This is a genomic window from Stenotrophomonas sp. NY11291, assembly GCF_023277365.1.
GTDB classification, from domain to species: Bacteria; Pseudomonadota; Gammaproteobacteria; order Xanthomonadales; family Xanthomonadaceae; genus Stenotrophomonas; species Stenotrophomonas geniculata.
Genome location: NZ_CP096975.1, coordinates 3,706,978 through 3,729,131, shown reverse-complemented (window position 1 = coordinate 3,729,131; position 22,154 = coordinate 3,706,978). Strand labels below are relative to the sequence as shown.

The 22,154-nt window shown below is 64.8% G+C and carries 36 protein-coding genes and 1 tRNA gene; 23 read left to right on the top strand and 14 right to left on the bottom strand.

Going from position 1 to position 22,154, the window contains the following annotated elements:
- Nucleotides 1-114 precede the first annotated feature (114 nt).
- A tRNA-Lys gene (locus tag M1L61_RS17435) sits at nucleotides 115-190 on the top strand.
- Between the two features lie 73 nt (nucleotides 191-263).
- Here the strand turns inward: M1L61_RS17435 and M1L61_RS17430 are convergent.
- From M1L61_RS17430 to M1L61_RS17370, 13 genes are all read right to left on the bottom strand, one after another.
- Complete coding sequence (locus M1L61_RS17430) at nucleotides 264-1,316, bottom strand: tyrosine-type recombinase/integrase (protein WP_248854792.1); 1,053 nt, start codon at nucleotides 1,314-1,316, stop codon at nucleotides 264-266.
- 219 nt (nucleotides 1,317-1,535) lie between these two features.
- The gene (locus M1L61_RS17425; RefSeq protein ID WP_248853861.1) at nucleotides 1,536-1,826 is read right to left on the bottom strand and encodes a hypothetical protein; all 291 of its coding nucleotides are present in this window, start codon (nucleotides 1,824-1,826) and stop codon (nucleotides 1,536-1,538) included.
- Complete coding sequence (locus M1L61_RS17420; RefSeq protein ID WP_248853860.1) at nucleotides 1,823-2,410, bottom strand: hypothetical protein; 588 nt, start codon at nucleotides 2,408-2,410, stop codon at nucleotides 1,823-1,825. Before M1L61_RS17420 ends, M1L61_RS17425 begins: the two co-directional genes overlap by 4 nt.
- On the bottom strand, nucleotides 2,407-2,601 hold the full coding sequence (locus M1L61_RS17415; protein ID WP_248853859.1) for a hypothetical protein: 195 nt from the start codon (nucleotides 2,599-2,601) through the stop codon (nucleotides 2,407-2,409). The genes M1L61_RS17420 and M1L61_RS17415 overlap by 4 nt, the downstream gene beginning before the upstream one ends.
- Nucleotides 2,598-4,586 carry a DNA cytosine methyltransferase gene (locus tag M1L61_RS17410; RefSeq protein ID WP_248853858.1) on the bottom strand — a complete coding sequence of 663 codons (1,989 nt, stop codon included), beginning with the start codon at nucleotides 4,584-4,586 and terminating at the stop codon, nucleotides 2,598-2,600. The genes M1L61_RS17415 and M1L61_RS17410 overlap by 4 nt, the downstream gene beginning before the upstream one ends.
- The gene (locus M1L61_RS17405) at nucleotides 4,579-5,703 is read right to left on the bottom strand and encodes a hypothetical protein (RefSeq protein WP_248853857.1); all 1,125 of its coding nucleotides are present in this window, start codon (nucleotides 5,701-5,703) and stop codon (nucleotides 4,579-4,581) included. Before M1L61_RS17405 ends, M1L61_RS17410 begins: the two co-directional genes overlap by 8 nt.
- Entirely contained in the window at nucleotides 5,700-5,912 is a 213-nt protein-coding gene (locus tag M1L61_RS17400; RefSeq protein ID WP_248853856.1) for a hypothetical protein, read from the bottom strand. Before M1L61_RS17400 ends, M1L61_RS17405 begins: the two co-directional genes overlap by 4 nt.
- Nucleotides 5,913-5,915: 3 nt before the next feature.
- Complete coding sequence (locus M1L61_RS17395) at nucleotides 5,916-6,299, bottom strand: hypothetical protein (protein WP_248853855.1); 384 nt, start codon at nucleotides 6,297-6,299, stop codon at nucleotides 5,916-5,918.
- 82 nt (nucleotides 6,300-6,381) lie between these two features.
- Nucleotides 6,382-6,624: a hypothetical protein gene (locus M1L61_RS17390; protein ID WP_164171501.1), complete on the bottom strand. Its 243-nt coding sequence runs from the start codon at nucleotides 6,622-6,624 to the stop codon at nucleotides 6,382-6,384.
- A gap of 109 nt (nucleotides 6,625-6,733) precedes the next feature.
- Nucleotides 6,734-7,228, bottom strand: a complete 495-nt coding sequence (locus M1L61_RS17385) for a hypothetical protein (protein ID WP_248853854.1) — start codon at nucleotides 7,226-7,228, stop codon at nucleotides 6,734-6,736.
- 256 nt (nucleotides 7,229-7,484) lie between these two features.
- Complete coding sequence (locus M1L61_RS17380; protein WP_248853853.1) at nucleotides 7,485-7,757, bottom strand: hypothetical protein; 273 nt, start codon at nucleotides 7,755-7,757, stop codon at nucleotides 7,485-7,487.
- On the bottom strand, nucleotides 7,754-7,969 hold the full coding sequence (locus M1L61_RS17375) for a hypothetical protein (RefSeq protein ID WP_248853852.1): 216 nt from the start codon (nucleotides 7,967-7,969) through the stop codon (nucleotides 7,754-7,756). Before M1L61_RS17375 ends, M1L61_RS17380 begins: the two co-directional genes overlap by 4 nt.
- Nucleotides 7,966-8,157 (bottom strand): hypothetical protein, encoded by a 192-nt coding sequence (locus M1L61_RS17370; RefSeq protein ID WP_248853851.1) that lies wholly within the window; start codon nucleotides 8,155-8,157, stop codon nucleotides 7,966-7,968. The genes M1L61_RS17375 and M1L61_RS17370 overlap by 4 nt, the downstream gene beginning before the upstream one ends.
- A 515-nt stretch (nucleotides 8,158-8,672) precedes the next feature.
- On the opposite strand from M1L61_RS17370, the gene M1L61_RS17365 reads away from it, so the two are divergent.
- Together M1L61_RS17365 and M1L61_RS17360 are read left to right on the top strand one after the other, a co-directional pair.
- Nucleotides 8,673-9,041, top strand: coding sequence for a hypothetical protein (locus tag M1L61_RS17365; RefSeq protein ID WP_248853850.1), 369 nt, complete (start codon nucleotides 8,673-8,675; stop codon nucleotides 9,039-9,041).
- 51 nt (nucleotides 9,042-9,092) lie between these two features.
- A complete protein-coding gene (locus M1L61_RS17360; protein ID WP_248853849.1) occupies nucleotides 9,093-9,266 on the top strand; it encodes a hypothetical protein in 174 nt (57 codons plus the stop codon).
- A gap of 91 nt (nucleotides 9,267-9,357) precedes the next feature.
- Here the strand turns inward: M1L61_RS17360 and M1L61_RS17355 are convergent, their stop codons facing one another.
- Nucleotides 9,358-10,056, bottom strand: a complete 699-nt coding sequence (locus tag M1L61_RS17355; RefSeq protein WP_248853848.1) for a S24 family peptidase — start codon at nucleotides 10,054-10,056, stop codon at nucleotides 9,358-9,360.
- 82 nt (nucleotides 10,057-10,138) lie between these two features.
- Between M1L61_RS17355 and M1L61_RS17350 the strand changes: the two genes are divergently transcribed.
- The 20 genes from M1L61_RS17350 (at nucleotide 10,139) to M1L61_RS17255 (ending at nucleotide 22,143) form a co-directional block, all read left to right on the top strand.
- Complete coding sequence (locus tag M1L61_RS17350) at nucleotides 10,139-10,618, top strand: YdaS family helix-turn-helix protein (RefSeq protein ID WP_111118790.1); 480 nt, start codon at nucleotides 10,139-10,141, stop codon at nucleotides 10,616-10,618.
- A gap of 109 nt (nucleotides 10,619-10,727) precedes the next feature.
- Nucleotides 10,728-11,258, top strand: coding sequence for a phage regulatory CII family protein (locus M1L61_RS17345; RefSeq protein WP_088026431.1), 531 nt, complete (start codon nucleotides 10,728-10,730; stop codon nucleotides 11,256-11,258).
- On the top strand, nucleotides 11,255-11,566 hold the full coding sequence (locus M1L61_RS17340; RefSeq protein ID WP_248853845.1) for a winged helix-turn-helix domain-containing protein: 312 nt from the start codon (nucleotides 11,255-11,257) through the stop codon (nucleotides 11,564-11,566). The genes M1L61_RS17345 and M1L61_RS17340 overlap by 4 nt, the downstream gene beginning before the upstream one ends.
- A gap of 1 nt (nucleotide 11,567) precedes the next feature.
- Nucleotides 11,568-12,464: a helix-turn-helix domain-containing protein gene (locus tag M1L61_RS17335; RefSeq protein ID WP_248853844.1), complete on the top strand. Its 897-nt coding sequence runs from the start codon at nucleotides 11,568-11,570 to the stop codon at nucleotides 12,462-12,464.
- Nucleotides 12,454-13,125, top strand: coding sequence for a hypothetical protein (locus M1L61_RS17330; RefSeq protein ID WP_248853843.1), 672 nt, complete (start codon nucleotides 12,454-12,456; stop codon nucleotides 13,123-13,125). The genes M1L61_RS17335 and M1L61_RS17330 overlap by 11 nt, the downstream gene beginning before the upstream one ends.
- The gene (locus M1L61_RS17325; RefSeq protein WP_032129812.1) at nucleotides 13,122-13,316 is read left to right on the top strand and encodes a hypothetical protein; all 195 of its coding nucleotides are present in this window, start codon (nucleotides 13,122-13,124) and stop codon (nucleotides 13,314-13,316) included. Before M1L61_RS17330 ends, M1L61_RS17325 begins: the two co-directional genes overlap by 4 nt.
- Complete coding sequence (locus tag M1L61_RS17320; protein WP_248853842.1) at nucleotides 13,316-13,684, top strand: Ref family recombination enhancement nuclease; 369 nt, start codon at nucleotides 13,316-13,318, stop codon at nucleotides 13,682-13,684. Before M1L61_RS17325 ends, M1L61_RS17320 begins: the two co-directional genes overlap by 1 nt.
- On the top strand, nucleotides 13,681-13,884 hold the full coding sequence (locus M1L61_RS17315) for a hypothetical protein (RefSeq protein ID WP_248853841.1): 204 nt from the start codon (nucleotides 13,681-13,683) through the stop codon (nucleotides 13,882-13,884). The genes M1L61_RS17320 and M1L61_RS17315 overlap by 4 nt, the downstream gene beginning before the upstream one ends.
- The gene (locus M1L61_RS17310) at nucleotides 13,881-14,090 is read left to right on the top strand and encodes a hypothetical protein (protein ID WP_248853840.1); all 210 of its coding nucleotides are present in this window, start codon (nucleotides 13,881-13,883) and stop codon (nucleotides 14,088-14,090) included. The genes M1L61_RS17315 and M1L61_RS17310 overlap by 4 nt, the downstream gene beginning before the upstream one ends.
- A gap of 469 nt (nucleotides 14,091-14,559) precedes the next feature.
- A complete protein-coding gene (locus tag M1L61_RS17305; RefSeq protein ID WP_248853839.1) occupies nucleotides 14,560-15,276 on the top strand; it encodes a hypothetical protein in 717 nt (238 codons plus the stop codon).
- 96 nt (nucleotides 15,277-15,372) lie between these two features.
- Nucleotides 15,373-15,858: a glycoside hydrolase family 104 protein gene (locus M1L61_RS17300; RefSeq protein WP_032129817.1), complete on the top strand. Its 486-nt coding sequence runs from the start codon at nucleotides 15,373-15,375 to the stop codon at nucleotides 15,856-15,858.
- Nucleotides 15,855-16,169, top strand: coding sequence for a hypothetical protein (locus M1L61_RS17295; protein ID WP_032129818.1), 315 nt, complete (start codon nucleotides 15,855-15,857; stop codon nucleotides 16,167-16,169). The genes M1L61_RS17300 and M1L61_RS17295 overlap by 4 nt, the downstream gene beginning before the upstream one ends.
- A complete protein-coding gene (locus M1L61_RS17290; RefSeq protein ID WP_248853838.1) occupies nucleotides 16,166-16,642 on the top strand; it encodes a lysis system i-spanin subunit Rz in 477 nt (158 codons plus the stop codon). Before M1L61_RS17295 ends, M1L61_RS17290 begins: the two co-directional genes overlap by 4 nt.
- Nucleotides 16,639-16,983, top strand: a complete 345-nt coding sequence (locus M1L61_RS17285; RefSeq protein WP_248853837.1) for a DUF1064 domain-containing protein — start codon at nucleotides 16,639-16,641, stop codon at nucleotides 16,981-16,983. Before M1L61_RS17290 ends, M1L61_RS17285 begins: the two co-directional genes overlap by 4 nt.
- Before the next feature lie 162 nt (nucleotides 16,984-17,145).
- Nucleotides 17,146-17,436: a hypothetical protein gene (locus tag M1L61_RS17280; RefSeq protein WP_248854791.1), complete on the top strand. Its 291-nt coding sequence runs from the start codon at nucleotides 17,146-17,148 to the stop codon at nucleotides 17,434-17,436.
- On the top strand, nucleotides 17,436-17,768 hold the full coding sequence (locus M1L61_RS23195; protein ID WP_345779123.1) for an HNH endonuclease signature motif containing protein: 333 nt from the start codon (nucleotides 17,436-17,438) through the stop codon (nucleotides 17,766-17,768). The genes M1L61_RS17280 and M1L61_RS23195 overlap by 1 nt, the downstream gene beginning before the upstream one ends.
- Nucleotides 17,769-17,927: 159 nt before the next feature.
- The gene (locus tag M1L61_RS17270; protein ID WP_248853836.1) at nucleotides 17,928-18,341 is read left to right on the top strand and encodes a hypothetical protein; all 414 of its coding nucleotides are present in this window, start codon (nucleotides 17,928-17,930) and stop codon (nucleotides 18,339-18,341) included.
- A gap of 1 nt (nucleotide 18,342) precedes the next feature.
- Nucleotides 18,343-20,040, top strand: a complete 1,698-nt coding sequence (locus tag M1L61_RS17265; RefSeq protein WP_248853835.1) for a terminase large subunit — start codon at nucleotides 18,343-18,345, stop codon at nucleotides 20,038-20,040.
- A gap of 8 nt (nucleotides 20,041-20,048) precedes the next feature.
- Nucleotides 20,049-21,323, top strand: coding sequence for a phage portal protein (locus M1L61_RS17260; RefSeq protein WP_248853834.1), 1,275 nt, complete (start codon nucleotides 20,049-20,051; stop codon nucleotides 21,321-21,323).
- Entirely contained in the window at nucleotides 21,301-22,143 is an 843-nt protein-coding gene (locus tag M1L61_RS17255; protein WP_032129826.1) for a head maturation protease, ClpP-related, read from the top strand. Before M1L61_RS17260 ends, M1L61_RS17255 begins: the two co-directional genes overlap by 23 nt.
- The last annotated feature ends 11 nt before the right edge of the window (nucleotides 22,144-22,154 follow it).

Sequence of the window (22,154 nt, the reverse complement as noted above, 5' to 3'; positions counted from 1 at the left end):
TCCAGATCGGGTAGTGCCGGCCGCTGGCTGGCAACCTCGACGCACCAGGGTTTCACCCGGCCCGGCAAAGTAGGGTAGAATGCCCACCCCGCCGAAAGGCTGGGGCAGTGCAATGGGCCGTTAGCTCAGTCGGTAGAGCAGAAGACTTTTAATCTTTTGGTCGAAGGTTCGAATCCTTCACGGCCCACCATTGCGACAGAAGGGTTTCGGAGCGATCCGGAGCCCTTTTTGTTTTTCCGCAATCGTCAGTCTTTTCCGCAAAATCACTTCGTAGGGGTTACGCGGTCGCCCTTACGCTTTCGCGTGTAGGTCTCGGTCATTACCACGGACGAGTGACCCAACTGTCGCTGCGCCTGGCGGATATCTGCCGCCGCGTCTGCCTTGTCAGTGCCGGCCTTAGCCCGCAGGTCCCGGAACTGGAAGGCCCCCTTGGCAACGCCTGCACGTGCGCGCGCTGCATCGAACCGGCTTCGCAGTTGGCCCTTGGTCAGCGGCTGGCCATACTCATCCAGCAGCAGCGCCGTGTGCACGATCACCGCACCTTTCTGCTTGCCGCGGCGCTTGAATGTCCTGGCACCGAAGCGCACCAGCAGCTCGGCCAGCTCACCCTCGATAGCAATGCGCAGCTTGTGCTTGGTCTTGCTCTGGCTGATATGCAGGAAGCCATCCCGCACGTCTCGCCGATCCATGCTGAGAGCATCGGACGGGCGCTGGCCAGTCAGGTAGGCCAGATCCAGCGCATCGCGCAGCGGCTGATCTGCTGCATCCCACACTGCCCGGTATACGTCATCCTCGACGTACACATCGCGGCCCGCTTCGCCGTAACCACGCACGCCCTTGCAAGGGTTTTCCGCGTCGGTGAAGCCCCATTCCCTACACTTGTTCCACAGATGGCTGAGCAGCGCTTTCTCGCGGTTGGCGCTGACCATGGCCACCGTCCCGTTCTTCGTTCGCCAGTCCAGGTACTGCCGAACGTGAAGCGGCCGGATCTTCGCCAGCGGCGCTGGTGGATTGCAGAAAAATTCTTCCAGCTTCGCCAGTTCTGCCAGGTTGACCTTGGCCGTTGATGCGCGCTTCTTGGGAATAACCAATTGTTTGTAGCGAGCCGCTGCATCCCGGAAGGTCACGATCTCCGGAACAGCTGCTTCGGTCGCCATCAGCTCCGCCCACTTGCGAACGGCCTCCGGGTAGCTTTTACCCAGCGGAGTTTCTCGCCGCGGCTTACCGCCATGGTCGAAGAAGTAATACGTGGTTTTTCCCCGCGGCCGCTTCCGCATGTGCGGGATCGCGCCCGGATCCTTTGAACGTCGTCCCATTACGCAGCAGGCCTCAATGCGTTGCTTGACCACCCACCTTCTACATCAGGTGCTTTCTTCGCTGACCCATCGACGGCCGACCACATCACCACCGGCCAGCCGGCAGCGTTGATGGTATGGGGGATTCCGTTCCGGGACAGATTCTGGATCTGCCGACGCTTGGTGTGTGCGCCTGTCAGCTCCGCCACATCGCCGTGCGCGCCAGGACGCATGATTTTGTCAGCCGTTGACACGGCGCACCTCCCGCGGCGAGCCCAGCAGTGGAAGCTGCAGCACATTCTCTGGCAAAGCCGGTTCCGCCTTGCGCGCGCTGCGCGCGGGGCGGTTGAGCCTGCGCCATGCGGCGATGGCCGCATCGGGGTCGGCATGCTTGCTGGTCGACCTGCAGGCGCACTCCACCAAGTGGCCACCGCCGGCGGACGCGCAGCGCTTGTCGTGTATGTGGCGCGCGCGGTGTCCGGCGGCGCAGTTCGGCAACCCTTCCGGGTGGCTGATATGTTCCTGGGTCATGGCTTGTTGCACTCCTCGATGTGGGCTTCGAGCTTCTCGATCAGGAAGGTGGCTTCGGTGGCCCTGCGGCGGCGTTCGTGCGTGCTGACCGGCGCGGGTCCGGCGTCCCGGATCCACTTGAGCGGCTCAAGGAGCCAGCTCGCCTCTACCGGGAGCCGGGTGCGCGGCTCGACTTTCTGGATCAGCGGCTCACAATCCGGCCCGGCCCAATCCTCGCTGTCGCCGCAGCGGACGCACACGCGCCCCCGGAATTCATGCAGCTTCTCCGGTTGGATCACGCGCGGGGTTTCGAATAGGGCGCGGACAACGAGCCCACGCTGGTGGGCGGCGTAGACGTGCCCAGCGTCGGCTTGAACCCAGCAACCCGGGCTCACGTCCTTCTTGTTGCGATACTCCCAGCGGACAGGCTGCGCGGTGTAGAGCGCGGTCATCAGGGTATCGGCCCACGCGCGTACCTGGTTGGCGGCGACGGCGCCGCCGGCGGGATCGACACGCCGCATGGCAGCGACGACCGCAGCGACAGGCGACGATGCCTTGGTGGCCTCGACAACGGTGGCCGGGGAAATGGGCAGTGGTGCAGTCATAGGAACAGGTCCAGTTGGGCCGGCAGTGCCGGAGCGCGTGGCGGTGCCGGAAGCGGGGCCGGGTTAGTGGCGCGCATGCGCGCGCGCTGTGCAGCGTTGAAGGCGAACCAGAAGCCGAGGCCGTGTCGGCGCGCCCGGCATTCGGTCAGCAGCACGCGGGCGACGTGCTTGGCCAGGGCAGCGCCGGTCATGCCGCCACCGCCATGTCGGCCGGGATCCGATCAATGTTCGCCTCGGCCAAGGCACGCAGCGGCGGCGGGCTGACGCTGTTGCCGACCATGCGCACGGCGGCGCTGGTGGTGAGCGGGGTGCCGTTGGCTGTCCGATCGATGATGTAGCCCGGCGGGAAGCCCTGCGCGCGGTACAGCTCGTGCGGCTTGAGCATGCGCAGGCCGATATCTACGATCACGTAGGGAGTGCCCTGGATGTGGACGGTCACCAGTGCCAGGCGATCCTTGGTGGTCACCGTGTCCACGGGGTCGTGCAGATCGACAGCGATGCCGCTGCCGTAGTACTTCACCAGGAACGCTGCGACGCGCAGCGCGCCGGCCTCTTGGTCGGGCGACAGCTCGGCGAGTCCGGCGCTCACCAGCCGTTGCTGACTGCCGCTGGCAGTGATCGTGCTGACCGGGTCGCGTGCGTCATTGCCGGTGCCCTGGTAGAAGCCGCCGTTGGCCTGTTCCAGAAATGCCGTGGTCAGGCCATGGTGGCCGCCCTGCGCGGCGATAGTGCTGAGCGGTCCCTGCACATCGGCGCCGGCCATGTTGTTCCGCAGGGTGACCAACGAGGCAGCGGCCAGGCCAAGGGCGTGGGCCGCACCAGCCGGGCGAGCAGCGCCAGCGCCCGAGGTGATCGTGGGCACAGGCTCGGTAGCGGGCGTGCCGATGCTGTCGCCACGGAACTTGACCAGGTGCGGTGCTGCCACTGCATGCTTAACGCCGCCGGCAACCACGGTGCCCAGCGGCTGCTGCAGGTCGAGCGCGCGCGGCGCCTGGCCCTCGCGCTCTCCATAGCCGGTCTGCACCAGCGTCGGCGCTACCACGGAGAAGTGGCCACCCTTCACTCCGGCGCAGACCGTGCGCAGCGGCTCGTCGGCAGCCATCGTGCGCTGGTTGCTGGCGTTGGCATGCTCGGCGATGAAGGGAGCCAGTTCCGGTGCTGCCAGCATCAGCTCGCCGCGGTTGGCGGCGGTGATGGTACGCATGGGGTCACGCCCATCGTGGACGCGGTCGCCGCCCTGGTGCGTCACTGGCACGATGAAGGGATCGGCCGAGTTTATGACGTGGCGCATGACGCCCTTGGCGATGCGCCGCATGGTGGCGTCGGCCAGAGGCCGGGCGCGGGCGAAGATGGACGGGCAGGGGATGGAGAAGTCCAGGCAGTCGGCAGCGGTGACGCGCGGCGTCTGGCCCGGCGCGGCACCGTGGCTGGCCTCCGGCCACACGATGGCCTCACCATCCCGGCGGCCGAGCGCGAAGAGGCGTTCGCGGCTGGTGCCGGCGCCGTAGTCGCTGGCAACCAGCTTGCGCCATTCGACCGCGTAGCCCAGTCCACGCAGCTCGGCTACGAACCGGCGCCAGGTGCGGCCGCTGTGCCGTTTGTCCGGCACGAGCTGCTGGTTCTCAATAGGCACTCGCTCGCCGCGCGCTGCAACGGAGCCGTCCATCTTGATGACGCGGCCGGTAGCCTTGCAGCGCTTGGCCACCAGCGGCCCCCACGTCAGGATCTGCCACACGTTCTCCATCGAGAAAATTCGCGGCGCGGTGTTGGTGCCGTTGAGCAGATCGGCGCGCACGAGCATGCCGAGCCACTTCACGACCACCCACGACAGGGCGCGGGTCTTACGGCTGCGCGGCTGGCCGCCCTTGGCCTGGCTGAAATGGGTGCAGTCCGGGGAGGCATGGAACCAGCCGATGGGGCGGCCGGCCACGTCCACGCGCGGGTCTGCGTGCCAGATATCCTCGCGGTGGTGCTGGGTGAGCGGGTGGTTTGCGGCGTGCATGCCGATGGCCAGCTCGTCGTGGTTGTAGGCCAGGGCAGGATCGATGCCGAGGGCCTGCTTGAGGCCTTCGCTGGCACCGCCGCCGCCGGCGAACAGGTCGACCACGATTTCGCCCGGGCGCAGGCGGGAGCGCTGCGGCGCGGGGAAGTTGAAGGAGCGGGAGCCGTCAGCCATTGGTGGAATCCTTGGTGATGATGGCGGCCTGACCACAGGCAACGGCGCGATCCGGGTTCAGCCGGTCCAGCTCGGCGGCTCGCTCCCACGACTTCGTGGCCATGGCTTCAACGAACTCCCGCACCTCCGCGTGCGTGGCCGGTTGGAAGTCGTACTGGTGCGTGCTGGCGGTCCAGCCGCATTGATTGCCCACGCGGTCGTACTGACCAGGTGCATACGGCTTCGGCAACTCGTTGGGCCAGACGTAGACGACTTCACCGATGGTGGTGGTGTCCTTCCAGCCGTCGCCGTTGATCTTGCCGATGCCCTTGAGCATCACCGGCATGAATTCGGATTGCTCCGTGAGCCGATTGGGCGCGCTATTCGGCTCACGGCCCATTTCCTGGCTGTCGATCAGGGCACGCAGCTCCTGCGCGCACTGGTAGTAGGGGCCGCTGTAGGCGTCGCCCACTTCTTCGTCGCCCATCCCATCGAACTTCGCGGCGAGGACGCGGAACTGCGCCAAGTCCACGGCCTGCGCGCGCTGCTCCCGCTGCCATTTCGGGAGAAGGGTCGGCGGGAAGGTGTCTTCCCACGGCTTTACGTTTCGCTCGCACGTATCGATCAGCTTCAGGACATGTGATTCCAGCGCGGCCACCAACGTCGGGTAGTCCGTGACCTGGTAGAACTCAAGCAGGGTGGGATCGGGCTTTGCTTGGTCCACGGCCTGCGCGGGCGGGGCGGCGTAGAACGGCACCAGCGTGGTATCGCCGTGATCGAACCCGTGTCGCAGCGCACGCACATCCCGATGCTTGGTCATCGGGATACGAATGTGTCCCCAGTCCGAAGCGCCCAGGTAGAAGGCCGGCTCCTGCCCCACAGCCTGGCCACCGCCAACGGCCAAGGAATCCTTGACGGTTGCGCCCACCGGCTGCGAGGCGATCAGTGCGGCAGTATGGATCGCAGCGACGCCCCATTCATGCGGCTGCCAGCTGTTGGCCTGCTCATGGGTCTGCGGCAGGTAAGAGTGCTGGGTGCAGTGGGCGAATGCCGCTGCACGGGCCAGCTTGACTGCCAGGGTGTCTGCCAGCGCGGCCGCAGGCTTCTGGGCGTTCTGGTTGGTCGATTCGTTGCTCATGCCTGCATGTCCTTGCCGTTGGTCGAGCGCGCACCGCGCGCTCTGGCTTCGAGTTGTTCGGCTATGCCGAGGTAGTAGGCGTGTCGTTCCAGACGGATCGATTCGGAGAACTGGAAGTGCTTCAAAGACTCTTCCGCTTGCACGCGCCAAGCGGCTGCCTCGCGCGCTGGGTCGTCATCGAAAATGTCCATCTGGACCGGCTTGGCCATGGATCAGTGCTTTTCGACCGCGCGATGGCGGCTGTAGCCCATGCCTTCGATGGGGATCCCGCACCAGGCGAGGGTGGCGCCGGGGATCGGCTCGGGCTTCGCTTCGCGCCACGGCTGCTTCGAGCCAGCCTTGCGCGCCCGCATCCATGCCGCCTTGGCTTCATCGCGGTACGGCTTCTGCATGCGCGCGAGGATCCGGCGCACGCAGTGCTTCAGGTCTGAAGCCTGCAGGACGATGCGCGGTGGCCGCTGGCCCTTGGCGGTGGTATAGCCCTGAACGAACCCGGCGACCTGCTCACGGATCAGTTCAACCCGGGGCATTTCGCCGTTTTCCTTCTTGGAAAACTCGGGCTCGTGCTGGAAATCGACAACGACGGAATCGGTCATGGCGGATCTCTGGGGAATAGGTTGCCGGCTGTGTGGAAGTCCTGCCGGCGGGGGAGGCCGGATGCGCCGGCCGGGCGGTTGCTCAGTGGGTGTCGTCAGCGGCCAGCGGCGCGCGCTGCCTCTCGGCGGTGCGGCGCTGCATTTCGGCCTTGAAGGCTGGCCAGGTGGTCTGGAGGTCTTCCCAGCAGCGCCATGCGAAGAACACGGCGCCGATGGCGCAGGCGAGGGCGACGGCGTCGACCTGGTTGCGCAGTGCCCAAGGGAGCAGTGCGAGGAGCAGGCCGACGACGACGGCGCAGAAGAAGGGCAGGGCGAGGTGGCGCATTACTCGGTCTCCTGTTCGGCGGTGGGCTCGGCCGGCGCGGGCGGCGGGCTGACGGGCGGGGTGATGGGCGGGATGCCGACGGCCATGGCGGCGAAGAAGTCGGGGTCGGTCATGCGCGCGCCGCCTTGGCTTGTTCGTACTCGCTGCCCAGGATCTCGGTCATGCGCGGCATGGCCTTGCTGGTGGACGCGTAGACGAAGCCGTTCGAGCGGAACAGCGTCAGACCCTCGAAAAAGAAGTCACAGCTGCTGCTGAACCCCAGCGCACGAATGACGGCATTGGTGTCGATCTTTCGAGTCGGCAAATGCTGGTTCCACTCGGCCTGTAGCGCCTTGAGCGCCGCCTTGGTTTCTGCGGTTGCGCCCTTGAGCGGAGAGCTACGCGGCCACTGCAAGCCGTTGCCATCAGGCGCGCGCCACAGGTCGCGGGGCTTCGCAGGGGTGAACTTGATGCCGGCCAAGCGTGCCGGATCCGCGTACACCAAACCCTTGCCGCCAAAGCGGTCTGCGAAGGCGTCCACCTCGGCCTGCAACAGCGCCTTTTCAGAGCGCTCCTGCTCATACGCAGCCAGCACGGCTGGATCGTTGGTCTTGTAGAAGCTCATGCGGCACCGCCTTTGACTCGGGCGAGGGCACGCTGGCATCGAGGACAGGTCACAGGATGCGATTCGCAGGCGGTCCAGCCCACGGAGCGACGGCCAGGTGCTGCTCCGCACAGAGCCTTGCCGGTAGGTTCAACGAATCCACCATGGCGCCGCACCTGCGCGGACGGGATCGCATGCAGCTTGGTGCCCTGTCCCCGTTCGAGGCCGTTTGCACAGCGGCCGGCCAGCTTCGCAGCCAGCACTTCAGCAGCGGCGTTCATGCGGCACCCTCTTTGACGCGGGCGAGGGCAACTGCGCGCCGCGCCCAGGCTTCGCGCGCCGCTTCGAACGATTCGTGATCGCTTGGCGAGTTGAGCCACCGGTCACGCGCTTGGTCGTAGTCCTCATCGGCTGCAACGAGCGCATCAATGGCCTCGGCCGCTTCCTGCAGCGCGTCGGCGTAGCGGCGGGTGTCCGCACCGTCGTCGGCGGCGCCGTGCAGCGCGCTGACCGCGTGGCGGATGGCCGCGATCTTGGATGGGGCGCTCATGCAGCACCTGCCTGTGCGCGCGCTGCACGACGAGCGGCGGAGACAGCACCCGCAACGCTCTTTCCCTGCAACCGCACGATATCGGCGGCGGAGTTGGCTGCGGCGACGACCTGGTAAGGGAGGAGGCCCCAGCGGCGCCCGGCGCGGGCGACGATGCCAGCGGCTGCAGCGGCGCGCTGAGCGTTGGAGTGGTGGGCGAGGGCGGCGCTCATGCGGCCGCGTCCTGGATTGCGGCGCGCAGCTGCTTGGCTGCAGCCTGCAGCTGGTGTGCGTGCTGCTCCGCCTCGTCGGCGGTGAGGTGCAGGCGGGCAGCGCCCATGTCTGCGATGACGCGTTCGCTGACGTGGTCAGCGGTGACTTTCATCTCTGCCGATCGGCAGCCCAGGGAAAGGGTGGCCATGCGTGATCTCCTGCGCCCGGCCCCGGGATGGGGTGATGGTGGGCGACTGGAGATAACGTTAGCTGCGCACTAATTGTTAGTCAACAGCTATCAGCTAACAATTTTATGAATGGGCTGGTTGGCCCGCTGGCCACCCCTGCAAGTGATACGGCTGAGCCAGGCTGGGAAGCTTCGGCTATGGACAGTGGCCCACGGAAAACGAACGATGAACAGACCGCTTTAACGTTAAAACTTTCTTCACTTGCCGTGAGTCTAGGTAGACGCTATTGATGCTGACGAACCGAGCAAAGGCCTAGTGTCACAAGGGATCCTAAAGTTCCATTGCTATTTGCCGAAGATTTGGTGGCACGAGAAATCTGAACAAATTTTGTGAACATGCAAATTTGTCAACCATTGACGCTACGGGTAGTTGTGTTAGCGGGGGTTTCACACTTACAATCCCGCAACTTGACTTGGGCCGAGACCGGTCGACGCGACCAGTCAGCCTTCGTCTTAAACGGGGGATCCATAGGGAAATGAATGCTTTGGTCATAAGCTCCGAGCAAGAAGAGCTTGAGAAGCTGGTAGCGGGTATCTGGAGTGACTGCATTGGCGCGATCAATGATGTGCTGGCCGGTCACCGCTTTTTTGGGTTCCAGCACTTCGCTGCATACGCGGACCCGTCAATTGAAGATATCGTGAACAGCATTGGGTTCATTGACACAGCCTTGAACACGATGCTGGATACTGAAGACCAGTCTTTGTCTTTTGAATGTCGTCAGACGCTGCAAAACTGCCAGCAGAGCATGCACCTCATCCGCCGTGTGCACATCGCTCTGAAGTTCCACAACCAGGCGGAATACGATGACGTAGTCCGTAAGTTGAGCACTCAGCGCCAACACTGACTGTTGTCACGATCACCTCACCGTTTAGATGAACATGTCCCGGAGCTACTTATGAAAGCTGATGCCTTGAACTTTGATCTCCATGCCTTGGCTGCTCCCAAGTCGTGCGCCGATCTCATTGCGTTGGCCAAGGAAGTCCGTTCGGAGTTTGCGAACATTCGGGCGCACATGGCTGACATTCTTGCCAATGAGCGCTGCTCGCACGATGCGGAAGCCTCGGCCTGACTCTCTGAGCTGATCTCATACGAAAAGCCCCGCTTCGGCGGGGCTTTTTTGTTGTCCCAAATTGGGACGACACTGGGAATTCCCCTGCTACTTAGAACTTCCTCAGGCCTGCGTGAATCAGCGCCTTACCCAAGATGCTTACGTCACCTGGATCTGGCCTATAGGCCGGGAAGTCAGTGTTGACGCTCACGACGTAGAGACCATCGCCGCGCTTCTGCAGCATCTTGATCTGGGTCTCGCCACCGATGTTGATCAGGTAGTAGTCGTCGCCGTCGAAGTAGTCGCAGCTGGTGTCGATCCAGACAATGTCGCCGTCTTCGAGCTTGGGTTTCATCGACGGCCCTCGGCCGGTGATGATCTGGATCCTGCCTGGCTTGGGTAGGTAACCGAGCTTCCTGCGAACTTCCCATTCTGCGACCTCGATGGTCTTCACCACCTCTGGGTAGTCCTGGTTGACCATCCCTGCGCCCATTCCCGCACCCCCTTCGAACAAGTCGAAGCGAACATAGCCGGGTGGCGTCTCATTCTCCGGGATTGGTGAGACGGATACCTCTCCGTCTTCGCTCCACTGTGGCCGATCCATCCAGCCATGATCCTTGCCCAGGGCGCTACTGATCTTTTTGGCCACATCGTCGCCGATGTACTTCCCGCCGAGCAGCTGGGACACGTACGACGCCGACAGGAAGCCACCCAGTTGGGCGCCTTGATCCCGTCGCCCCTTGATCCCCTTCATTTCAAGGGCGTCGATCAGATGGCGAAAGTTGCGGCTGCGGATCTCTCGAATGTCCATCGCGGCAGGTTAGCTGGTAACTAATCGATTTCGTGCAGCTGCCAGCTTGCAATAAGCTGTTAGCTGTGGACTAATAGATGCCATGAACATGTCAGCCCTCGATAGAGCAGTTCAGTCGGCAGGGAGCCAGCAGGCTCTTGCTCAGCTTCTCGGCATCAAGCCGCCGTCGGTATCCGGCTGGTACGACCGCTGCCGCGTTCCCGCAGAACGTTGCATCGCAATCGAGCTGGCCACTGGCGTCTCCCGCCACCAGCTCCGCCCAGACGTCTTTGGGCCAGATCCTGCGGAAGCCCAGACCGAGGCAGTCGCACAGCTGCGCGCAGAAATCGATAGCCGCATGAGCAAGCGCGCGCTGCGCGCCAAGCTTGGTATGGCCAGCGACAAGCACTTGGCCACCCTGCTGCAGCTTCCCGTCGAAGAGGTTGCGGCATGGCCAGAGGAGGGCGTTCTGCCCGCCTTGCCGCAGATCCAGCGCTTGCTCGGTGCTGAGCCCCAGGCCGCTGCTGAGCCCGCGAACGATGATCCCGACGCGAATCGCATCGCCCCGGTCGACACCGCCTGAAAGGCCATCCCTGGCCGTCGTCCCTGAGTTGTTGATCTCCATGGCGCCCATCGTGCGCCACCCGGGCCCAGCCCGAAACCTTGAAACACAGCCTTCCCCAAGGTGACCCATGACCTGCCGTACATCTGCACTCAACTGGCTCGACGTTCTCTACAACTCGGTGCGCAAGACGCCCGGCGGTGTGGTGGACGCAGCCGCTTTCTTGGCCGACCGCCGCGGCAAGTCGATGCACCCGGAGACGCTGCGCGCGAAGCTGCGCGGGTTGGAGGGTGAATCGGTGACGATGGAAATCGCCGAACTGCTGACCGAGTGGATGCAGGAGAAGGCCGGGGGTAGCGACTACGCCCTGGACTGGATGCAGGCACTGGCCGGGCAGTTTGGAATGGCCGTGGCCACCGTTCCGCCGCCGCCGGAGGGTGGCTGGTCGGACGAGATCGGCGCAATCCAGACGAAGCTGCTGGAGATCACCACGCGGGTGGGGCGCTTGTCGGGCACTGCGGTGGAGGCCATGGCAGATCGCCACATCGATAGCGACGAAGCCAGGCTGATGGTGGAAGAGGCCAACTCGCTGATCACGATGGCGCACCGGCTGATCCGCAATGTGTCGCGCGCTGCAGCGAAGGGGAGGGCGCGTCGATGAACCATCCGGCCCGCTCCACTGATCCGCAGTCCAGCCACATCGCCGCCGCCGACCTTGTCTCTACCGGCAAGCTGCTGGACCAGCAGACCATGGCCGCAGTCGCCGTCCAACGTCATCCCGGTCAGAGCAGTCTGCACCTCGCGGCGCTGACCGGCCTTGACCGCCACATGCTTGGTCGCCGCCTTCCTGAGCTGGCCCGAGAGGGCCGCATCTGGCGTGGGCCGACCGCTCCGTGCGCCACCACCGGCAAGCCCGCGTGCACCTGGTGGCCGGTGGCGCCGGGCGAAAACATGACGCTGGGGCTCTGACATGTCGACCATCATCATGTCGCAGTGCTGGCCGCTGCAGGGCCTGAGCGTCACGCAGAAGGCTGTACTGATCTCGCTGGCTGATCAGGCGAACGACGACGGCGTGTGCTGGCCAGCGGTCGGCACCATCGCTGCGCGCTGCTGCATGTCGGCGCGCGCTGTACGTAGCGCCATGGATCATCTGGAGGCCGTTGGCCTGCTGGCGCGCGATCGCCGATTCAACAGCAGCACCGTCTACTCGGTTACGCCGGCCAAGTTCAACGCTGCCGCTGCGCCGTCCAAGGGCACCCGCAAGACTGGAAAGAACGGTACTGCACCGGGCGCAGGTGCTGCGCCCCATGCAGGGGGTGCGCCCGGTGCAGGTGGGGATGCGCCCGCTGCAGGAGGGGATGCACCGGGCGCAGGTCTGGAGGTGCGCCCCGTGCCGCCTAACCGTCATATAACCCCCATTGAACCGTCAGATGAACCGCCAATTGCGCCGCCGGTGGCGACGCCGCCGACGAAGGCGGAGCTGGAGGAGCAGATGCAGGCTGCCTGCCGGGCAACGTGGGCGGCCTACTCGCTGGCCTACCGGAATCGCTACCGCGTCGCCCCGGTCCGCAACGCGAAGGTCAACGGCCAGGTGCGAGAGCTGGTGAAGCGGATTGGTCAGGGCGAGGCACCGCAGGTAGCCGCATGGTTCGTGGAGAACGTCAGCGAACACGGTGTGGTGAAGGCCTGCCACGACGTTGGCTCGCTGCTGTTCCGGGCTGAGGCCTATCGCACCCAGTGGCTGACCAACCGGCAGGTGACGGATACCAGCGCCAGGCAGCAGGACCAGACCCAGGCGAACGCCTCCGCCGCCGACGACGCCAAGGCGCTGCTGCGCCGCTTGAAGGGGAACGCAAATGCTCAGTGATGCTGATCAGGACAGGCTGGTCGAAATGCTGGTGGCCACGGCTGAGGTGATGGGCGAGCAGATCCGCCCGGCAGCTGCAGCCTATATGGTCACCGACCTGGCGACCTATTCGCTGCAAGTGTTGGCCAACGCGCTGACCGCCTGCCGTCGCGAGGTGAAAGGCAAGCTCAGCCTGGCCGCGATCATGGAGCGGATTGACGACGGGCACCCGGCACCCAACGAAGCTTGGGCCGTGGCCATCCGCGCCGCTGACGAGGCGGTAACGCTGGTGTGGACCGAGCAGACCCGGGACGCATGGACCGCGGCGCTGCCGCTGGTGGAAGCCGGAGACAAGATCGCAGGCCGGGCTGCATTCCTGGAGGTCTATGGCCGGTTGGTGAAGGAGGCGCGCGCTGTAGGCGGCTGTGCCGTCTACCAGCCGTCGCTGGGCCATGACTCCGGCGCACGGGACGCCGCGCTGCAGCAGGCGGTCAATGCTGGACGCCTGGCGCATGGGCAGGTCGCCGAATACCTGTCGCTGCCGCCGGCCACGCCCGCGTTCAATCCGCTGGCGCTGCTGGCTGGCCGAGTGGAGGCGAGTCCGCAGGCGAACGAGCGCGCCCGGAAGCGGCTGGCTGAGATTGCCGAGCTGCTCGGCTCCGCTCAGGACGCCGCGGCATGAGGGAAGACCACGTCGAACTGGAGGTGCGCCCGGTGTCCGAGCCGGTGGCGGTGGCCGGCTGGTATCTGGCCTATGGCTACGGGATCAAGCCGCTGGTGCTGTACGCCACCCGTGGCACCCGGGTGTGGCGCGATGGCATGCGCCAGATCCCAATCACCCGCTATGCCGGCCCGATCCCGGAGCTGCGCTGATGTGGTCGAAGGCACCGCCACCGACAAGGGAAGAAGCTGCGCGGATCGAGCTGGCCAAGACCGGCCCGTGCATGGCCTGCCTGGCGCTGCAGATGCAGGAGCTTCTGGAGCCGGAGCTGGTGGTCTACGGCTGCGACTACAACCACGCCAAGAGCGGGAACGTGCGGCGCGGTCACATGTTCGGCTACGCCCTCTGCAAGTGGCACCACATGCGGCATCCGATGGAGGGGAACACCTTCGCGACGATGCGCCATATCTACGGCCCGAGCCTGATGGATGGCTCGCGGACCTTCCACGAGATGTACGGCTCCGACGACGAGCTGATTGCAAACCAGACCTGCGTGAACGAATTGAGGGCGGCAGCATGAAGAAGACGAAGGCCATGGCGCCGAGGATCAACCCCCAGCGTGTCCCACGTGAGCGGCGGATGGACCACAACACCGTTTCCCGACCCAAGCGGCTGAAACCGGCGAAGAACGCGACCGGCCCGGCCGAGACGGTGGAGCAGTTCAAGGCGCGTGGCGGACAGGTGCAGCGCCTGACGGCCAGCTGGGAGCAGGCAGCATGAGCGCGGGTTTCCGCGTGGGCCAGTTGGTCATGGTGAAGGAAGATCCGGACGTATTCCCGTTCTGTGGGGAGATCGCACGTGTTTCCGTTCTCGATGTTCCTTGCATGGATGGGATCGGAATGGAGGTGGTCAGCGATCACCTTGGCCGGTTCAAGGGCACCTACGAGCAGTTTGAGCCGGTTCCTGAAATCAAGGGGAGGCACTGATGGACGCCATCGAGAAGCGGGCGCGGGAGATGCTGTCTGCTGCATATCGGGCAACGGATTATCCGCCGATGGTCCATGAGTCCCAGGGCCTGGTGCACGGGAGACTTGACCGCAGGGAGCAAGCGGCACTGGATGCCATCATCGCCGCCCTATTGCAGGGTCGGCCTGTCGACCTGCTGGACCAAGACGGCGCCAGCCGGATCGAGGCCCAAGAACTCCAGGTAGTTCCGTCGGCCGCACTCGGGGCAGACGAAGCAGGTGCCGTAGGGATCGACCAGGTAGCCGGCGGTCTCCCACGGGATATCGAGCTGGCACAGGTCGCATCGGAACATAAGGCCGGTGTACGCCCGGAAGATGACGGGGAGGCTACAGCCGCTCATGTCCAGGGGAAGGCCCTCGGAAGGGGGGCGGTAGTCCAAGACTTGGCGCAATCGCGCGCTGCACGAGCAAACCACCAAGGGGAAGGCGCATGAGGACGAACAAGGCACGCGAATTGCTGGCAAGCCGTATGGGGCCGACCACGCAGAAGTTCGACGCTGGCTGTGGCGGCGGACGGCCGGAGCTGACGACGCAGGACATTGCGGCCGCCCTTGCGTACGTGCCGGATGGCCTTGGGCGTGAGCTGCTGGAGGTGCTGTGGTGGCCGGAGAGCGCAGCGCGCCGTCGCGAGCATCTGCGCAAGGCGGTGATCGGCCTGGTGGCGCCAGAGTTCATCCAGCAGATGCATGGCCTGGCCACCGCGCGGACCGAGTTCGGCATTGCCAAGGCAAGCATCGGCTGGGGCGGCGGGCCCGTGACGGATATGCAGCGGCGTGAGCTGAGCCGGGCAGAGAGCGCACTGGATGAGGCGCGCGCTGCGGCATGGCCGAACAACACCATGGAGCAGCTTGGGGTGCTGGCCAGCGCTGTGATTGAGGAGATGGCCAGCTGTGGCTGCTGCAAGGCCTGCGACGGCCTGCGCATTCAATCCGCCCCTGAGGGTGGCGGGGTGGTGGAGTGCGAGGCATGTGGCGGGATGGGGCTGGAGCAGCTCAGCGGCAGAAAGCGCGCGGCAGCGATTGGCGCCGACAAGTCGGCCTATCAGCGGTTCTGGCAGCCGGTCTACGAATGGATGCTGGAGCGCATGCGAAGCGCTGAGCACGTTGCTGCCGAGAGTCTCTCAAGCGCGTTGAACCGCGCCGCTTAGTGGGGACTTGCAGGGTCCCCACTTTGGCGTGCAATCTCGTCACCATCCAGACGCAAGCCCCGGCCCAGCCGGGGCTTTTTCTTTTCCGGAGACGCAATGGCGCAGATCACTCCCCAACAGGCTGGCGGCGTGAACGTCGTGGCCTTCCTCGACATGCTGGCTTGGTCCGAAGGCACCGACAACGGCAAGCAGCCCACCAACAACAGCGGCTATGACGTGCTGGTGGGCGGCAAGCTCTTCAACACTTACCGCGATCATCCGCGTGTTCTGGTTCGCCTGAACTCGAAGCTGGCGTCGACGGCTGCAGGTCGCTACCAGTTCTTGTCGCGCACTTGGGACAGCCTGCGGCGCCAGATGGGTTTGGCGGACTTCGGTCCGCTGAGCCAGGACAAGGGTTGTATCAGGCTGATCCAGGGCCGGGGTGCTTTGGCATCAGTGCAGGCCGGCCACATTCACCACGCGATTGCGCTGTGTTCCAAGGAATGGGCGAGCTTGCCCGGTGCGGGCTACGGCCAGCACGAACACACCTTTGCCGACCTGCTGGCCGTGTACCGCAAGGCCGGTGGGACGGTGGCGCCATGATCGGGGTCGACGTGGACTGGCAGGCCATTGGCACGGCCGTTGGTGGCCTGATGGTCGGCGCCGGCGGTGTAGCGCTGTGGTGGCGCAAGCAGTTCGTAGAGACAGCCAGGGAAGGGGCTGAGGTCAACGTGATCCAGTTGATGCGCGAGGAAGTGACCCGGCTGGGCGAGCGGGTTGGCCGCATGGAGGCCAGGGAACTGCGGCTCATCCGCCACATTTACCGGCTTGAAGGGTTGATGCGCGCAGCCGGCCTCGAGCCGCCGCCATTCGATCCGGACAGCGACACCATCAGGGCGGGAGGTTCGGAGTGAACCGCATAGCCATCGCTGGCGCAGCCTTCATCCTGTGGTCCGGTGCCATGGTCGGCGTGGGTTGGACCTGGCGAGGTGATCGTGCAGAGGGCACGGAAGCCACCCAGCGTGCCGCCGGCGCCGAGGCAGTGGCGGACCAGGTGAACCAGACACGCGCCGTCGAACACCGCCAGGCAGACAGCCTGGCCACCATCGGAGCTAAGCATGAAGAAGACCGCACTGCGGCCGAGGCCGTCCCTGCTGCTGTTGCAGCTGGCGTACGTGATGGCAGCCTCCAGCTGCGCGACGACCTCGCCACCTGCAGTACCAGCCTCCTGTCCCAAGCCGTCGCCGGCGCCGTCGAACGTGATGCGCACGCCGAACTACGAGCAGAGGTCGCGGGCGCTCTTGTTCAAATCGGACGAGACGCCGACGACCACGTCCGGGCCTGTCAGGCCGTGATCGCAGCTGATCGGCAGCCGGTGGCGCAATGAATCGCCGGCTGCTGGCGCTGGGCCGGCTGAAGACCGGCGAGATGAACAAGACCGAGGCTGCGTACGCCGAACGGCTGCGCGCGCTGCAGTCAGCTGGTGAGATCCAGTGGCACCGGTTCGAAGGGCTGAAGCTGCGCCTGGCGGACAACACCTTCTACACGCCGGACTTTGCCGTGCTGGAGGCCGACGGTGTCATGGCCTGCCACGAAGTGAAGGGCCACTGGCAGGACGATGCCAGGGCCAAGATCAAGATCGCCGCGGCCATGTACCCATTCCGCTTCATCGCGGTGAAGGCCAAGCCCAAGCGGGATGGCGGCGGCTGGGCAGTGGAGGAGTTCTGATGGCTGCGACAGTGCGCGCGTCGATACGCATGCGGTGGTGGCTGCGTTGCTACCTCGCCGCAGTGATGTGGTTCGCCCGGGCAACGGGGATGGAGCCGGACTGGGACCGGGTTGAACGGTGGATACGCCGCGGCCTGGTGCTGCAAACGACGAGGGTTGCTGATGGACGTTGCACGGATTGAAGCGCTGGCCACTGAGCTGGCAAACGAGCAGGCCGCGCGCGCTGCTGCTGTTGATGCCTTGGCTGCACGCATTGACGGTAGCGCCGACGCTCGCATCGATCGGTTGGTCGGGATCATCGAGCAGCAGGGCAAGCAGATCGCCGAGCTGGCCATGCACGTGGGGCTGCTGGTGCAAGCGGTGGCCCAGCTGCTGGGTGAGGAGGCCGGCGCACCGGTGCAAGACGAAGGTGCCGAGCCTGAGCGAGTCGACCTGGACGGGAAGCCGTACTGATGGCGCGCCTTCGCACGGTCCCTCCACGCGTGGGCGGGATATCTCCACGGCTTAAGAGTGTGACGCCAGGAAGCTGGCGCGGCACGGAGACGAGTAGCACCAAGCGTGGCTACGGATACCGGTGGCAAAAGTATCGAGCGCGCTTTCTTGAGGCGCATCCACTGTGCGTGATGTGTGGGGCTCTGGGCCTAGTAGTGGCGGCATCGGTCGTCGATCACATCACTCCGCACCGGGGTGATCACCGCCTGTTCTGGGATCCGAAGAACCATCAGCCGCTCTGCAAGCCCTGCCACGATGGCGCTAAGCAGAGGCTTGAGCGCGGCATTTTGTGAGCGTGAAACCATCCCGAGTGCAAGGCAGTCGGCGAGTGTTCCACGGCCCCTTGGCGTCAGCGTACGGAGGGGGCGTCAAAAGTATGGAGCCGATTCGGACCTAGACCGCGCACCCTCCCACGCACGGAAAAAATTCCCCTCAGGAAAGGAAATCAGCAAATGGCAGGCGTCAAAGGCAAGAGCGGCGGCCCGCGCAAGAACGCAGGCGGCGCAAGGCCTGGCGCCGGTCGAAAGCCCAAGCAACCGGTTCCGGTTCCCGCGAAGAAATCAGCAAATACCAAGGCATCGGCGGTGGAGGTCTCTCTGGAAGCCCAGCCCGGCGGTGGCGCTCTCAAGCGCACTACGTCAGTGCCGGTTGAGCAGGAGGACAAGGACATGCTGACCCTTCTCCAGGACATTGCACTGGGGCGCGTGGTCGCGACTGCACTGCAGGTGAAAGCGGCCTCGGCGGCGTTGCCCTACACCCACGCCAAGAAGGGCGAGGGCGGCAAGAAGGAGGAGCGGCAGCAGAAGGCCCAGGCAGTGGCCGGTCGCTTCGCCCCTTCCGCTCCGCCCCGCCCTCGGATGAACTGAGATGGGAATCGCTTACACAACGGCCTGCCTGGACTGGGTGGATCGCTTGCGTTCGGGAAAGAGCATCATCCCGCCGCCGATATACCCGAGTCAGGCGGAAGAGGCACTGCAGGTCTTCAAGCAGCTGCGGATCGTCGATGCACCAGGTAGCCCGACCTTTGGGGAAGCCTGCGAGCCATGGGTGTTCGACTTTGTGGCGGCCATCTTTGGCGCCTACGACGCGGAGACCGGTCGACGGCTGATTCGCGAGGTGCTGATGCTGATCCCGAAGAAGAACAGCAAGTCCACGCTGGCGGCAGGAATCATGGTGACTGCCCTGATCCTGAACTGGCGTGTGTCAGCGGAGATGATCATCCTGGCCCCGACCGTGGAAATCGCCAACAACGCGTTCGCGCCGGCCCGGGACATGATCAAGGTCGATGACGACCTGTCCGAACTGTTCCACGTGCAGGACCATGTACGCACCATCACCCATCGGACGATGGGGGCCACCTTGAAGGTGGTCGCGGCCGATAGCGAAACAGTCGGTGGCAAGAAAGCCAGCTGGGTTCTGATCGATGAGGAGTGGCTGTTCGGCAAGCGCCCCAATGCCGAGGCGATGTTCCGCGAAGCGGTCGGTGGCCTGGCGTCGCGCCCGGAAGGGATCGTCATCAAGCTGACGACCCAGTCCGATGAGCCGCCGGCGGGTGTGTTCAAGCAGGACCTGCAGCGCATGCGGGACGTACGTGATGGCAAGATCGTGGACCCTCAGTCGTTGCCGGTGCTCTATGAGCACCCACCTGAGATGGTTGCCGCTGGCGATCACCTGAAGCTGGAGAATATGCCGCTAGTCAATCCCAACTTCGGGGTGTCGGTGGACTCGGAGTTCCTGCGACGGGAATACGAGAAGGCCGAACAGGCTGGCGAGCATTCTCTACGGGGCTTTCTGGCTAAGCATGCGAATGTCGAAGTCGGGCTCAATTTGCGCTCGGATCGCTGGGCCGGGGCGGACTTCTGGGAGCAGCAAGCCCGTCCGGAGCTTGTGGCGACGCTGGATGATCTGCTGCAGCGTTGCGAGGTGATCACCACCGGGATCGATGGTGGTGGGCTGGACGATCTGCTGGGCTTGGCAGCGGTAGGGCGTGAACGGGAAACACGCAAGTGGCTGGCCTGGGTTCACGCTTGGGCGCACGATATCGTGCTGGAGCGGCGCAAGGATATCGTCACCAAGCTTCGCGAGTTCGAGCGGGCAGGCGATCTCACCATCGTCAAGCTGCCGGGGCAGGACGTGGATCAGGTGGCCGATGCCATCTGCCGGATCAAGCAGGCGGGCCTGATGCCTGAAGAGAACGGGATCGGGGTGGACCCGGCAGGAATCGGGGCCATTGTTGATGAGCTGACCACCGAGGATCGAGGCATCGATCTCAAGCAGATCGTGGCCGTCTCCCAAGGCTGGAAGCTCAATGGCGCCATCAAGACGACAGAACGTGCATTGGCTGGTGGCGACCTGGTCCACGCCGGGCAACCTCTGATGGCGTGGTCGGTAGGCAATGCGAAGGTGGTTCCAGCCGGAAACGCCATCACGATCACCAAGCAGGTCAGCGGTACAGCAAAGATCGATCCGCTGATGGCGCTCTTCAACGCGGTTTCGTTGATGGCACTCAATCCAACTGCTCGCGGCACCTCCGTTTACGAGAGCCGCGGCATTCGATTCCTATAAGGAACCTCATGTCTCGTTTCAATGCCGACGATCTGGCGTCTCTGGACCGGTACTGGAACCCTCCGCCGGTCCTCGATTCGCCTCCGCCACAAGCTGCGCGGGCCCAAGCTGGCCAGTTCACTGGGATGGACGACCCGGCACTATTGGAGTTCATTCGATCGCAAGGTGGGCACGGCGGCGGTGGCTACCAGCTCCGCAACATGGCAGTGCTCCGCTGCCTGTCTCTGATCTGCGGGACCATCGGCATGCTGCCGCTGAACCTGGTTGAGTCGGGTGGGAAGAAGCGCATAGCCACCGAGCATCCCGCGCACCGCCTGCTGAAGATCAAGCCGAATCCATGGCAGACGCCGCTGGAGTTCAAGCGGCAGATGGAGCTGGCCCGGCAGCGGCACGGGGATGCCTACGCGCGGATCGTGTGGTCAGCAGGCCGGCCAATCCACCTTATCCCGCTGGATTCCCCAGCGGTGCGGGCGGAGCTGGGCGACGACTGGCGCATGCTCTACCGGTTCAACAGCAAGAAGCGTGGCGAGGTCATCCTCAAGCAGGAGGAAGTGCTGCACATCCGCGACCTATCCGTGGACGGCGTGACGAGCCTGTCCAGGATGAAGCTGGCAGATCGGGCTATTCGCCTGGCTCTGGATGCGGAACAGGCAGCAAGCCGGATCTTTGAGACCGGCAACATGGCCGGCGGCGCCATTGAGGTGCCAAATGCGCTCAGCGACGTGGCCTACGAGCGCATGCGCACGTCTCTCGACACCGAGTATGCCGGCGCCGCCGCGGCACAGCGCTGGATGCTGCTGGAGGAGAACGCCAAGGCCAACAAGTTCGGCAGCACCGCCCAAGAGGCCCAGCACGTCGAGAACCGCAGCGCACAGGTGGAGGAGGTGGCCAGGCTTTACGGCGTCCCCCGACCGCTCCTGTTCCTCAGCGACACCAGCTGGGGCACTGGCATCGAGCAGCTGGGGATCTTCTTCCTGCAGTACACGATGTTGGAGCACTTCACCAACTGGGAGCAGGCGGTCGCGCGATCGCTGATCGACGAGCGGGACCTGGAGCGCTACCAGCCCAAGTTCAACGTGCGGGCGCTGATGCGCGGCACGCTCAAGGATCAGGCCGACTTCTTCAAGGCCGCGCTCGGTTCCGGCGGTACGGCGCCGTTCCACACGCAGAACGAGGTCCGCGACCTGCTGGATTATCCGGAATCGGACCAGCCCGGGGCCAATGACCTGATCAACCCCATGACACAGAAGGGAAAGAGCAATGAGCCTCCGGCAGCTGCCTGAAATCCGTGCCGAGCGACGGCTCGGCGCCGCCCAGTTCGACATGCGCCCCGACGCGCTCGAACGCTGGGAGCCCGAAGTTCGCGCCGCCGGCAACGACGCGAACAGCATCTCGATCTATGACTCGATCGGCGAAAACTGGGAGGGCACTGGCGTCACCGCCAAGCGGATCAGCGCCGCCCTACGCGCAATCGGCGAGAAAGACGTGGTGGTGAACATCAACTCGCCCGGCGGCGACTTCTTCGAAGGTGTCGCGATCTACAACCTGCTGCGCGAGCACCAGGGCAGGGTGACTGTCCAGGTCATGGGCCTGGCCGCGTCGGCGGCGTCGGTGATCGCGATGGCCGGCGACGAGATCCTGATGGGTGACGGTTCGTTCCTGATGATCCACAACGCTTGGGCGGTGGCGATCGGCAATCGACACGACATGGCCGACGCGGCAAGGCTGCTGGAGCCCTTCGACACCGCCATGGCCAAGGTCTACGCGGCCCGTTCGGGCGTCACCGAGGCCGAGGCGGCTCGGATGATGGATGAGGAGACCTGGATCGGTGCCGCCCAGGCCGTGGAAGACGGCTTTGCCGATGGTCTGCTCGATGGAGCTGCCGCCACCAAGGATGCCAAGCAGGCATCGGGTGGGCGCAAGGCTCTGGCTTTGGTCGAAGCGGCGATGGCCAAGGCCGGCCACTCTCGATCCATGCGACGCGACACCCTGAAATCGCTGTTCAACGGCAAGCCGAGCGCTGCCGGGTCCGCTACGCCGAGCGCTGGCGGCAACGAAACCTCGGCCCTGCTGCAGGGCCTTCTCGACAACATCAAAGCCTAAGAGGCCAACAC

What these genes read in the sequence shown, in the direction of transcription:
- M1L61_RS17430 (WP_248854792.1), bottom strand. Translation starts at nt 1,316, where the DNA reads ATGGGACGACGTTCAAAGGATCCGGGCGCGATCCCGCACATGCGGAAG.
- M1L61_RS17425 (WP_248853861.1), bottom strand. Translation starts at nt 1,826, where the DNA reads ATGACCCAGGAACATATCAGCCACCCGGAAGGGTTGCCGAACTGCGCC.
- M1L61_RS17420 (WP_248853860.1), bottom strand. Translation starts at nt 2,410, where the DNA reads ATGACTGCACCACTGCCCATTTCCCCGGCCACCGTTGTCGAGGCCACC.
- M1L61_RS17415 (WP_248853859.1), bottom strand. Translation starts at nt 2,601, where the DNA reads ATGACCGGCGCTGCCCTGGCCAAGCACGTCGCCCGCGTGCTGCTGACC.
- M1L61_RS17410 (WP_248853858.1), bottom strand. Translation starts at nt 4,586, where the DNA reads ATGGCTGACGGCTCCCGCTCCTTCAACTTCCCCGCGCCGCAGCGCTCC.
- M1L61_RS17405 (WP_248853857.1), bottom strand. Translation starts at nt 5,703, where the DNA reads ATGAGCAACGAATCGACCAACCAGAACGCCCAGAAGCCTGCGGCCGCG.
- M1L61_RS17400 (WP_248853856.1), bottom strand. Translation starts at nt 5,912, where the DNA reads ATGGCCAAGCCGGTCCAGATGGACATTTTCGATGACGACCCAGCGCGC.
- M1L61_RS17395 (WP_248853855.1), bottom strand. Translation starts at nt 6,299, where the DNA reads ATGACCGATTCCGTCGTTGTCGATTTCCAGCACGAGCCCGAGTTTTCC.
- M1L61_RS17390 (WP_164171501.1), bottom strand. Translation starts at nt 6,624, where the DNA reads ATGCGCCACCTCGCCCTGCCCTTCTTCTGCGCCGTCGTCGTCGGCCTG.
- M1L61_RS17385 (WP_248853854.1), bottom strand. Translation starts at nt 7,228, where the DNA reads ATGAGCTTCTACAAGACCAACGATCCAGCCGTGCTGGCTGCGTATGAG.
- M1L61_RS17380 (WP_248853853.1), bottom strand. Translation starts at nt 7,757, where the DNA reads ATGAGCGCCCCATCCAAGATCGCGGCCATCCGCCACGCGGTCAGCGCG.
- M1L61_RS17375 (WP_248853852.1), bottom strand. Translation starts at nt 7,969, where the DNA reads ATGAGCGCCGCCCTCGCCCACCACTCCAACGCTCAGCGCGCCGCTGCA.
- M1L61_RS17370 (WP_248853851.1), bottom strand. Translation starts at nt 8,157, where the DNA reads ATGGCCACCCTTTCCCTGGGCTGCCGATCGGCAGAGATGAAAGTCACC.
- M1L61_RS17365 (WP_248853850.1), top strand. Translation starts at nt 8,673, where the DNA reads ATGAATGCTTTGGTCATAAGCTCCGAGCAAGAAGAGCTTGAGAAGCTG.
- M1L61_RS17360 (WP_248853849.1), top strand. Translation starts at nt 9,093, where the DNA reads ATGAAAGCTGATGCCTTGAACTTTGATCTCCATGCCTTGGCTGCTCCC.
- M1L61_RS17355 (WP_248853848.1), bottom strand. Translation starts at nt 10,056, where the DNA reads ATGGACATTCGAGAGATCCGCAGCCGCAACTTTCGCCATCTGATCGAC.
- M1L61_RS17350 (WP_111118790.1), top strand. Translation starts at nt 10,139, where the DNA reads ATGAACATGTCAGCCCTCGATAGAGCAGTTCAGTCGGCAGGGAGCCAG.
- M1L61_RS17345 (WP_088026431.1), top strand. Translation starts at nt 10,728, where the DNA reads ATGACCTGCCGTACATCTGCACTCAACTGGCTCGACGTTCTCTACAAC.
- M1L61_RS17340 (WP_248853845.1), top strand. Translation starts at nt 11,255, where the DNA reads ATGAACCATCCGGCCCGCTCCACTGATCCGCAGTCCAGCCACATCGCC.
- M1L61_RS17335 (WP_248853844.1), top strand. Translation starts at nt 11,568, where the DNA reads ATGTCGACCATCATCATGTCGCAGTGCTGGCCGCTGCAGGGCCTGAGC.
- M1L61_RS17330 (WP_248853843.1), top strand. Translation starts at nt 12,454, where the DNA reads ATGCTCAGTGATGCTGATCAGGACAGGCTGGTCGAAATGCTGGTGGCC.
- M1L61_RS17325 (WP_032129812.1), top strand. Translation starts at nt 13,122, where the DNA reads ATGAGGGAAGACCACGTCGAACTGGAGGTGCGCCCGGTGTCCGAGCCG.
- M1L61_RS17320 (WP_248853842.1), top strand. Translation starts at nt 13,316, where the DNA reads ATGTGGTCGAAGGCACCGCCACCGACAAGGGAAGAAGCTGCGCGGATC.
- M1L61_RS17315 (WP_248853841.1), top strand. Translation starts at nt 13,681, where the DNA reads ATGAAGAAGACGAAGGCCATGGCGCCGAGGATCAACCCCCAGCGTGTC.
- M1L61_RS17310 (WP_248853840.1), top strand. Translation starts at nt 13,881, where the DNA reads ATGAGCGCGGGTTTCCGCGTGGGCCAGTTGGTCATGGTGAAGGAAGAT.
- M1L61_RS17305 (WP_248853839.1), top strand. Translation starts at nt 14,560, where the DNA reads ATGAGGACGAACAAGGCACGCGAATTGCTGGCAAGCCGTATGGGGCCG.
- M1L61_RS17300 (WP_032129817.1), top strand. Translation starts at nt 15,373, where the DNA reads ATGGCGCAGATCACTCCCCAACAGGCTGGCGGCGTGAACGTCGTGGCC.
- M1L61_RS17295 (WP_032129818.1), top strand. Translation starts at nt 15,855, where the DNA reads ATGATCGGGGTCGACGTGGACTGGCAGGCCATTGGCACGGCCGTTGGT.
- M1L61_RS17285 (WP_248853837.1), top strand. Translation starts at nt 16,639, where the DNA reads ATGAATCGCCGGCTGCTGGCGCTGGGCCGGCTGAAGACCGGCGAGATG.
- M1L61_RS17280 (WP_248854791.1), top strand. Translation starts at nt 17,146, where the DNA reads ATGGACGTTGCACGGATTGAAGCGCTGGCCACTGAGCTGGCAAACGAG.
- M1L61_RS23195 (WP_345779123.1), top strand. Translation starts at nt 17,436, where the DNA reads ATGGCGCGCCTTCGCACGGTCCCTCCACGCGTGGGCGGGATATCTCCA.
- M1L61_RS17270 (WP_248853836.1), top strand. Translation starts at nt 17,928, where the DNA reads ATGGCAGGCGTCAAAGGCAAGAGCGGCGGCCCGCGCAAGAACGCAGGC.
- M1L61_RS17265 (WP_248853835.1), top strand. Translation starts at nt 18,343, where the DNA reads ATGGGAATCGCTTACACAACGGCCTGCCTGGACTGGGTGGATCGCTTG.
- M1L61_RS17260 (WP_248853834.1), top strand. Translation starts at nt 20,049, where the DNA reads ATGTCTCGTTTCAATGCCGACGATCTGGCGTCTCTGGACCGGTACTGG.
- M1L61_RS17255 (WP_032129826.1), top strand. Translation starts at nt 21,301, where the DNA reads ATGAGCCTCCGGCAGCTGCCTGAAATCCGTGCCGAGCGACGGCTCGGC.